Origin of the sequence: Alysiella sp. (genome assembly GCF_030525755.1) — a bacterium.
Lineage (GTDB): Bacteria > Pseudomonadota > Gammaproteobacteria > Burkholderiales > Neisseriaceae > Simonsiella.
This window is the reverse complement of sequence record NZ_JAUNEC010000064.1, coordinates 1-7,846: the sequence shown is the minus strand read 5'-3', so window position 1 is coordinate 7,846 and position 7,846 is coordinate 1. Positions and strand designations below refer to the sequence as shown.

12 protein-coding genes are annotated in these 7,846 nt (G+C 45.7%); 9 read left to right on the top strand and 3 right to left on the bottom strand.

Annotated elements, in window-relative coordinates; translation table 11 throughout:
- The 3 genes from Q4B82_RS08925 to Q4B82_RS08915 form a co-directional block, all read left to right on the top strand.
- Nucleotides 1-1,383, top strand: a 1,383-nt coding sequence (locus tag Q4B82_RS08925; protein WP_303066109.1) for a DUF935 family protein, incomplete at its 5' end; no start/stop codon positions are given.
- Nucleotides 1,373-2,665, top strand: a complete 1,293-nt coding sequence (locus Q4B82_RS08920; RefSeq protein ID WP_303066108.1) for a phage minor head protein — start codon at nucleotides 1,373-1,375, stop codon at nucleotides 2,663-2,665. The genes Q4B82_RS08925 and Q4B82_RS08920, both read left to right, overlap by 11 nt.
- Nucleotides 2,662-2,979 carry a hypothetical protein gene (locus tag Q4B82_RS08915; RefSeq protein ID WP_303066107.1) on the top strand — a complete coding sequence of 106 codons (318 nt, stop codon included), beginning with the start codon at nucleotides 2,662-2,664 and terminating at the stop codon, nucleotides 2,977-2,979. The genes Q4B82_RS08920 and Q4B82_RS08915 overlap by 4 nt, the downstream gene beginning before the upstream one ends.
- Before the next feature lie 94 nt (nucleotides 2,980-3,073).
- Here Q4B82_RS08915 and Q4B82_RS08910 read toward each other — a convergent pair whose 3' ends face one another.
- The 3 genes from Q4B82_RS08910 to Q4B82_RS08900 all read right to left on the bottom strand — a co-directional run bounded on the left by Q4B82_RS08910 (nucleotide 3,074) and on the right by Q4B82_RS08900 (nucleotide 4,374).
- Nucleotides 3,074-3,292 carry a DNA polymerase III gene (locus tag Q4B82_RS08910; RefSeq protein WP_303066106.1) on the bottom strand — a complete coding sequence of 73 codons (219 nt, stop codon included), beginning with the start codon at nucleotides 3,290-3,292 and terminating at the stop codon, nucleotides 3,074-3,076.
- A gap of 2 nt (nucleotides 3,293-3,294) precedes the next feature.
- The gene (locus tag Q4B82_RS08905) at nucleotides 3,295-4,023 is read right to left on the bottom strand and encodes a Bro-N domain-containing protein (RefSeq protein ID WP_303066105.1); all 729 of its coding nucleotides are present in this window, start codon (nucleotides 4,021-4,023) and stop codon (nucleotides 3,295-3,297) included.
- A gap of 162 nt (nucleotides 4,024-4,185) precedes the next feature.
- Complete coding sequence (locus Q4B82_RS08900; RefSeq protein WP_303066104.1) at nucleotides 4,186-4,374, bottom strand: hypothetical protein; 189 nt, start codon at nucleotides 4,372-4,374, stop codon at nucleotides 4,186-4,188.
- Nucleotides 4,375-4,584: 210 nt separating this feature from the next.
- Between Q4B82_RS08900 and Q4B82_RS08895 the strand changes: the two genes are divergently transcribed.
- The 6 genes from Q4B82_RS08895 to Q4B82_RS08870 all read left to right on the top strand — a co-directional run.
- A complete protein-coding gene (locus Q4B82_RS08895; protein WP_303066103.1) occupies nucleotides 4,585-4,857 on the top strand; it encodes a hypothetical protein in 273 nt (90 codons plus the stop codon).
- A complete protein-coding gene (locus Q4B82_RS08890) occupies nucleotides 4,781-5,698 on the top strand; it encodes a hypothetical protein (protein ID WP_303066102.1) in 918 nt (305 codons plus the stop codon). Before Q4B82_RS08895 ends, Q4B82_RS08890 begins: the two co-directional genes overlap by 77 nt.
- Before the next feature lie 28 nt (nucleotides 5,699-5,726).
- Nucleotides 5,727-6,083, top strand: a complete 357-nt coding sequence (locus Q4B82_RS08885; RefSeq protein WP_303066101.1) for an oxaloacetate decarboxylase alpha chain — start codon at nucleotides 5,727-5,729, stop codon at nucleotides 6,081-6,083.
- Between the two features lie 26 nt (nucleotides 6,084-6,109).
- Entirely contained in the window at nucleotides 6,110-7,099 is a 990-nt protein-coding gene (locus tag Q4B82_RS08880) for a major capsid protein (RefSeq protein ID WP_303066100.1), read from the top strand.
- A 4-nt stretch (nucleotides 7,100-7,103) separates the two neighbouring features.
- Nucleotides 7,104-7,517: a DUF1320 domain-containing protein gene (locus Q4B82_RS08875; RefSeq protein WP_303066099.1), complete on the top strand. Its 414-nt coding sequence runs from the start codon at nucleotides 7,104-7,106 to the stop codon at nucleotides 7,515-7,517.
- Nucleotides 7,518-7,520: 3 nt separating this feature from the next.
- The coding region (locus Q4B82_RS08870) for a phage virion morphogenesis protein (RefSeq protein WP_303066098.1) at nucleotides 7,521-7,846 on the top strand (326 nt) is incomplete at its 3' end.

The window sequence follows — 7,846 nt, the reverse complement described above, 5'->3', positions numbered from 1 at the left end:
GGCGAAGGCGCAGACAAAATGCTGTCGCGTTTGGGGATTTCGCGCCAACAAGCCCTTGAAGCGGTGCTGGCGGACGATGAAATTGAATCGTGCCGTGAAGATTTGCGTGCCGCCATGTTGTCGCAAAACTGGCGCATTTATGGCGATGGCTTGAACGAAGACGACCACGACCGCCTATGGCGCACCGTGCGCCGTTGGTTGCCTGTGCTTGCCGAAGTGGTGCTGATTGCCAAACTCAACGGTTATGGCGTGGCGCATTACGAATACACCGAAAAAGGCGATGACGGTTTTGTGGACATTGCCAAAATCCACAACCGTCAGGGCAGTTTGGACAAATTCAAACCGAAAACCAATGGCGAATTGCATTGGGATGACAAGGCATTGAATACGCAAGTGCAATTTTTGTTTTTGGTAAACCGCCCGATTGACACGCAACCTGCTGGCGAAATGTCGGCAGCGCGTTTGTATCCAGCCGTTTGCATTCGCAAACAAGGTTTTGTTTATGCCGCGCAATTCATCACGCGCTACGCCCAACCCTATTTGATTGCCAAAAACGAAAGCAACAGCGATGACGAACACCGCAGTTTTGTGCAACGTTTGTTTGGTTTAATCAATGGCGGCGCGATGTCGGTTTCGCGTGAAGATGACATTCAAATGTTGCAAAACAACGCAGACGGCTCGGCATTCAAGCGTTTGGAAAATTTAGCCAATGCGCGGATTCAAAAAATGCTGCTCGGCAAAGTGAAAACGTCCGATTTGGAATCGGGCAGCCGTGCCGCGCAGGAAACCGAAGATAAAATTCGTGGCGAGCGCATAGACGGCTATTTGCAAATGCTGACCCAAGCCGTGCAGCATTTGTTGGACGCGATTTATCTTGTTAATTTGGCTTGGGGCAAGGATTTATCTGCCAAAAATGGCGTGTGGTTTGAGTTCAATCAGGAAGAACAAATTGACAAAACCCGTGCTGAACGCGACAAAATTTATTTGGACAGTGGCTTGTTCCACTTGACCAAAGACTATGTGCGCGATGTATTGGGCTTTGATGAGCAGCATTTTGTGATGTTGGAAAATGCCCCTCTCCCTAGCCCTCTCCCAAAGGGCGAGGGAACAAATGGGCATGACAAAACGAATGCAAAAAAATTGTCCGCCAAATTTTCAGGCAGCCTGAATGCGGATAAATTGCCCACAAGCATTGAACAAACCATTATGCAGCCGAAAATGGACGCGATTTTATCCGCGCTCAATGAGTGTCAAAGTTATGCCGAATTTGAACAGAAATTAAGCAAATTGGATTTATCCAAATCGGAAAATGCACTGATTTCGCGTTTGGTGGCGGACGGTGTGAACGCTTGGATTTTGGGGGACGATGAAAATGCAGCCTGAAATGATACCGCTCACATTGATTGACCGTGCTGCCCTTGAACATTTGAAATCAAAGGCTTTGCAAGGCAGTTTTTCGCATTATGATGTGTGGCTAGACCAGCATAAATATGCGTTTACCGTTGCCAAAATGATGGATGCGGATATGCTCGCCGAAGTACGCTCGGCAATCGTGGACGCGCTGGCAAATGGCACAGGCTTTGCCGATTTCCAAAAACGCCTGAAACCGTATTTAATGGCGCGTGGCTGGTGGGGCGAAGCTGTGATGATAGACCCGTTGGACGGTCAAGCCAAAACCGTGCAACTGGGCAGCACGCGCCGTTTACGCAAAATCTTTGAAACCAATATGGCGACCGCACACGCGGCTAGCCGTTGGCAACGCATTGAGCGCAACGCCAAAGCCATGCCCTATTTGCGCTACAATCCGTCCGCGTCCAATCACAAACGTGATGACCACAAGCGCTACTATGGCTTGATTTTGCCTGTGCGACACCCCATTTGGCAGCAGATTTTTCCGCCCAATGGCTATGGTTGCAAATGCACGGTAACGCAACTGACACGCGGTCAGGCAGAACGCGAAGGGATTAGCGAAGAGCCAAATTTTGAGTTTGTGCAAGTGACCAATCCGCGCACAGGCGAAGTGGTTAAAGTGCCAAAAGACATCACGCCCAGTTTTGCCCACAATCACGCCAAGCGTGTGGACGCGGTATTGGATTTGGCGGCGGAGCGGCATGGTCAAGATTTTGCTGATGATTTGCTTAACCAAAGCGATGAATATTTGTGGCAACGCATCAATACCAAAAATTTGAATATGGTTGATTTTAGCGAAATTCAACCATTACAAAGTGAAATTGGCCGTTTGTTACACGATAAAGATACAGGTCAAGATAAACTTTGGGAAGCCATGCCAGCAGCACAATGGCAAGTGTATTTTGGCGTTCGTTTGGAACGTTATGATTTAGATGTAAAAAATCCACCTGATTTTTTGATTTTGGAAGACGGGGTTGCGCGTGAACAACTGAAAACACTGGATTTTATGTTCACGATGGACGGCTATCCACAAAAGAAAATTGATGCGTTAAATCAATTTTTTGCACGTCCAAATACAAATGATTGGCTAAACAAAATAGACAATATTCAGCAACACTTGCAAAAAGCAGACATTGTGCCTATGGATTTACGTTACTTGACGGTACAAAATCGCATTAAATTATTGGTTTATGTGTTATCATTACCAAAAGAGCAACAAAATCAAATCTTTTTCATTATTGGAGCGTTATCATGACTTTGCTTTATACCCAAACAGTAAACGGTGAGCGTATGACAACGCCGTTAAACAAGCAACAAGCTTATGCCTTTTCTTTGGCAACACAAAAACCAATTACTCAATTGGACGAACAGTTGGGCTTGCTTTGGGAAATCAATTATGAAATGTTTGAATATTTTGATTTGGATTGCGTTCAACCACTATCGGAAAAACAATATCCTATTTTTGCCAATGTGTTGATTAATGCTTGTCAAAATACTGCGGAATTAAAAGACGTTTACGAACCGATTAAAACCGCTTTAATGGCAGACCCACGCTGGTCGGCTGCCTGAAAATCTTTTTTTAAGCGTACCCGCGAACCTTTGCGTTCCAGCGTACCCAAACCAAACGCCCCAAATGCACAACTTCGCATTTGGGGCGTTTTCTTTACGCTTTGTTCAAATGTTGAATTAACTCGGCATATTCGTGCAACACCAGCAACAAACAGCCCAATTCGCCTACTTTTTGTCTGTCCATATTTTCATAATCCACAAGCGTACTGCCCAAAAATTTCAAACTATTGCTCAATGTATCAAAGCCATTTTCGGCAATGTGGTTGGCAAAATAAGCAGGGACGTTGTAATCGGATTTGGGTTGGTAAGCCATGATTATTCCCCTTTCCCATTTTCAGGCAACAAGCCCAACATTTCACGCACTTTTTCTTCTTCACGACGTACCATGTTTTCTAATGCTTGGTCAATTGTAGGCGGAAGTGGTGCATTGCTGAACGTGTAAGTATTGTTGTAGAGCCGTTGAGCCGATGTTTTGGAAATCCGTAAGGTTGTGGCAATATCGCTAAACGTCATGCCTTCATCGCGTAACTGTTTTACCATAATCGCATCTTCTGGCACAATGCGGCGTTTATTTTTTTGGTTCATTTCCAAAAGCGCGATGTATTTATGCACCATTTGATTTTGGGTCAAAACCATATTCATGCCTTGCGCCAGTTGTGCCATGTTGGCGTTCAGGCTGTTCAAAACATCATTTGGACTGGGTTCAGTTGATTGCTGAATTTGGCTTAACTGAATTTTTGCCCACGCACGAAATTCTTTGGCGCGTGGCGTATTGGCGAAAAAGCTAATCAAATTGCAGCCTGAAAGGGAAAAAATACGAACTTCACGTTGTTTATTATCAACTGTCGTCAAAACGGCGATAGTTGAATCTTCTTCTGAAAATTCATCAGCATGGCGATTATATAAGGCACTAATTCCTTTCCGTGCATTACTGCTTGGATAGCCCAAAGCCAAGCCCAACTGTTCAGCCGTCAGCCATTTTTGTCCGTTGTGGTCAATAATGGCAATTTCTTGTTCACAAAATTGCGAAATTTGTGTATCCATAGTAGAATAATCCTTATTCAAAAAGCGTTTGGATAAAGGAGATTGTGTCTCCGCCAATCCCTAACAAGTTCGGACCTTGTTAGGGATTTTTTGTTTCCTGCATTAAGCAAGTGTGCATAATCTTAAAATTTCGTAAAACGAAAGTCAAGCATTTTTTAAAATTTATTCTTTTTTATACTTTTCGGCTTCAATATCTCCTTGAATACGGGCTTTTACCCAGTTAGAAAAATCCAATTTTTCAGCGTAATCAAATATCTCTTTTTCTGTTTCCAAGTTAAAAGAGACGGATTTAATTGCCCTCCTACCTTCATAACGTTTTTTTGTTTCTGCGTATTTGTCTGTATCGCTCATTTAAAACTCGCTTTTTGTTGTTGAAAAGATGAAGTGTATTGTATTACGAAAAAAGCGTATGATGCAACTGCAAAAGTTTGCGTAGGGTGCGTATCACGCACCGAAATTGTGGTCAATTGATGATTGGGTGCGTGGTACGCACCCTACTTGGCTTTCAGGCTGCCTGAAACAGATTTTTGCCACCACCAAGCCTAACCCCATTCCAAAACCATGTTTAAAATCGCCACAGATTGCGATAAAAACTTTTTCCGTATCTTTTCCTATCCCAGCCGCCAAACGCGCTTAAAACGCGATTTTGGCGGTTTTTCTATTTTTGCTATTTTTAGGCTACCTCCGCGTACTGAAACGCGACAAGACACTACACCCCCACTCAATCCCTACAATGCGCTTATTTTTGGAGCAGAGCATGACCGTTACCAAAATCAAGCTGTCGTCCAACAGCGCGTTGGCTTTTCAAACCCAAGACGACAAACGCCGTTTTAGTGGCATTGCCAATTCGGGCAAGCCATTTGGCTTTGGCGCGTATCAAACCGTTGTGGATTTTGATGGCATTCAAATCAAGCCCAAAACCGCCGTTTTGATTGAGCATGACCCAAACAAAGCCTGTGGTGTCGCCACTTTGAGCGTGGACGCACTTTCAGGCAGCCTGAAAGCCGAAGGCGTGTTGATGAACAATGAACATGGCAAATACATCGCTGATTTAGCTGATGACGGTTTCCCGTGGGAGATGTCCATTTATGTGCAATCGGCACGTTATGAAGAATTGTCGGCTGGTGCAACGGCTGTGGTAAACGGCAACACGGTAACGGGTCCATGCGTGATTATGCGCGATTGCGCTGTGCGCGAAGTGTCGTTCACGCCTGTGGGTGTGGATTCACAAACCCAAGCCATTGTGCTGTCGGACGGTAGCGCGCCAAATTTTCATTTTTCCCAATCAACCCAAAACAAGGAAAACACCATGTCCCCAGAAGAACAAGCCCAGTTTGAAGCCATGCAAGCCAAGCTGTCGCAAATTGAAAGCGAAAACGCGCAACTGAAACAGGAGAAACAGCAAGCGCAAATTCAAGCGAAATTGTCTGCCGCAGGTTTGAGCCAAGACAAAATTTCCGCGCCGATGATGACGGCTTTGCTGTCTGCCAGCGAAAGCGATGCGGACGCGATGATTGCCGATTTGGGCGTGAAATTGTCGCAAGGTCAAGGTAAACCGCCATTGCCAGCAGGTTTGATGGCTGGTTTGGACAATACGCCCCCACCAGCAGGCGAAGCCAAATTGTCGGCGAGTTTAGCGGATTTGGCGCGTGAGCGTGCCAAACAAGGCAAATAAACCATTTTGATTTGAAAGGCAAAAAAACATGAGTGAAGAAACCCAAGCTTACCAAACCAAAACCACCACAGAAACCTTGCCCTTAACCGCCAGCGCATTTTTGAAATATGAGGCGACACCTGCCACGCGTGTTCAAGTACCTGCCACAAAAGGCACAAAAATCGGTCAGCTTGTTCAATATGCGTTGGCAAACAACGTGCATTTTGTGGCTTTGACTGATGAAAAAGACGGCAAAGTCATGATTCAGCCATTGAATTGCGTGATGGACACGCGCCACATCGCCACAGAAGAAATCACCAAAGCAGGTGGCTATGAAATTTTGCTTAAAGCATGGCTGACTTACGGTGTGGCGGTTGATGGCGCGGATTTGCGTCAAACGGCTTAAAAATCTCAATTTAAAGGAAAAATCTTATGCCATTAAGTGATACAAGCAAATTTTCCATGCAAGCGATGACCGAAGCGGTCAATCTCTTGCCTGCAACCGCCACACAAATTCGTGGTTTGAACTTGTTTAAACCCAAAATGCACAGCACGACTTACGTTACTGTGGAAATGAAAGACGGTGTTTTGACTTTGGTTCAAACGTCCCCACGTGGTGGCGAAGGTACGGCATCACAAGTTGCCAAACGCAGCAAAAAAACCTTTGAAATTCCGCATTTGGTGCGTACCGATTTCATTCGTGCCGATGAAGTGCAAAACGTCCACGAATTTGGCAATCCAAATAAAGCGCAAGCGGTGGACAACGTGGTTTTGGAGCGTTTGGAAACCATGAAAGGCGACATTGGGCTGACCCAAGAGCATTTGATGTTGGGCGCATTGCTGGGCGACATTAAAGATGCCGATGGCACGACTTTGTACAATTTGTACAAAGAATTTGGCGAAAAACGCATTGAATTAAACTGGAAATTGAATGTCAAAACCACGCCAGTTGGCGCATTGATGGACGATGCCAAACGTCAAATCCGCAAAAATGCGCGTGGCGAAATCATCAATGGTTTCATTGCGTTGTGTTCGCCCGAATTTTTTGACAAATTCAAGTACCACGATAACGTCAAAGACATTTTGAAAGAACATCGTGAAGCGGCTGCATACCGCGAAGACACAGGCGCAAGTTTGACCTACAACGGCATTGAATTTATTGAATATTATGGCGATTTTGGTGGCAAAGCAGCCAAAATTGAAGCAGGTAGCGCGATTTTGTTGCCCAAAGGCACACGCAATACCTTTGTGGAATGTTTTGCGCCAGCCGATACCAATTCTGCCGTAAACACTTTGGCACAACCCATGTACGCGCAACGTGAAAAATTGGGTTTGGACAAAGGTTGGAAATTGGAAGTGCAATCCAATCCCTTGCCATTGTGTTTGCGCCTGAATTTGGTTGCGACTTTGAAAGCGGAATAAGATGGTGCAAATCATCACAATCAATGACTTAATCCAGCGTTTCGGCGAGCAAGAGCTTGCCGAACGCAGCGACCGCGAATACGGCACGGACATCAATCAAACCGTATTGCAACGCGCCATTGATGACGCGGTTGCCGAAGCCAACAGCTATGTGCGAGCGGCTGGGATTGTGTTGCATAAGCCGTCTGTGGCGTTGGTGGGTTTTGTGTGCGATATGGCGCGGTATCGGCTTTACGATGACGCGGTTACCGAAATCATTGACGAGCGTTACAAACGGGCGATTGCTTGGCTGAAAGAAGCTGTGAAAAGCCCTCAAATGCTGGACGATGATTTTTCAGGTAGCCTGAACGATGACAACCGCTTGGTCGGTTGTGCCGTGATTGGCAATACACCGCCCAAATGGTCGGATATGGAGTGATGTATGCACCTGATTGTGAATGCGAATTTTGCGCCATTGCAAGCCAGTTTAAATCGTTTACAAATCCGTTTGGGCGATTTGTCCGAACCGTTGGCAAACATCGGCAATGTGTTGGAAAACAGCATACGCTACCGCATCAGCAACAGCAAAACCGCACCAGACGGCACGGCTTGGGCGCAAGCCAAACACGCCAAAAAATCAGGCAGCCTGTTGGTGGACACAGGCAATTTGATGAACGGCATCACTTATGCCGCCAGCAAAAATGCCGTGATTGTCGGCTCGGACAGATTGTATGCCGTGCATTTGCATTACGGTACAAGCAAAATGCC

What these genes read in the sequence shown, in the direction of transcription:
- Q4B82_RS08885 (WP_303066101.1), top strand. Translation starts at nt 5,727, where the DNA reads ATGAGTGAAGAAACCCAAGCTTACCAAACCAAAACCACCACAGAAACC.
- Q4B82_RS08890 (WP_303066102.1), top strand. Translation starts at nt 4,781, where the DNA reads ATGACCGTTACCAAAATCAAGCTGTCGTCCAACAGCGCGTTGGCTTTT.
- Q4B82_RS08880 (WP_303066100.1), top strand. Translation starts at nt 6,110, where the DNA reads ATGCCATTAAGTGATACAAGCAAATTTTCCATGCAAGCGATGACCGAA.
- Q4B82_RS08920 (WP_303066108.1), top strand. Translation starts at nt 1,373, where the DNA reads ATGCAGCCTGAAATGATACCGCTCACATTGATTGACCGTGCTGCCCTT.
- Q4B82_RS08915 (WP_303066107.1), top strand. Translation starts at nt 2,662, where the DNA reads ATGACTTTGCTTTATACCCAAACAGTAAACGGTGAGCGTATGACAACG.
- Q4B82_RS08910 (WP_303066106.1), bottom strand. Translation starts at nt 3,292, where the DNA reads ATGGCTTACCAACCCAAATCCGATTACAACGTCCCTGCTTATTTTGCC.
- Q4B82_RS08900 (WP_303066104.1), bottom strand. Translation starts at nt 4,374, where the DNA reads ATGAGCGATACAGACAAATACGCAGAAACAAAAAAACGTTATGAAGGT.
- Q4B82_RS08895 (WP_303066103.1), top strand. Translation starts at nt 4,585, where the DNA reads ATGTTTAAAATCGCCACAGATTGCGATAAAAACTTTTTCCGTATCTTT.
- Q4B82_RS08905 (WP_303066105.1), bottom strand. Translation starts at nt 4,023, where the DNA reads ATGGATACACAAATTTCGCAATTTTGTGAACAAGAAATTGCCATTATT.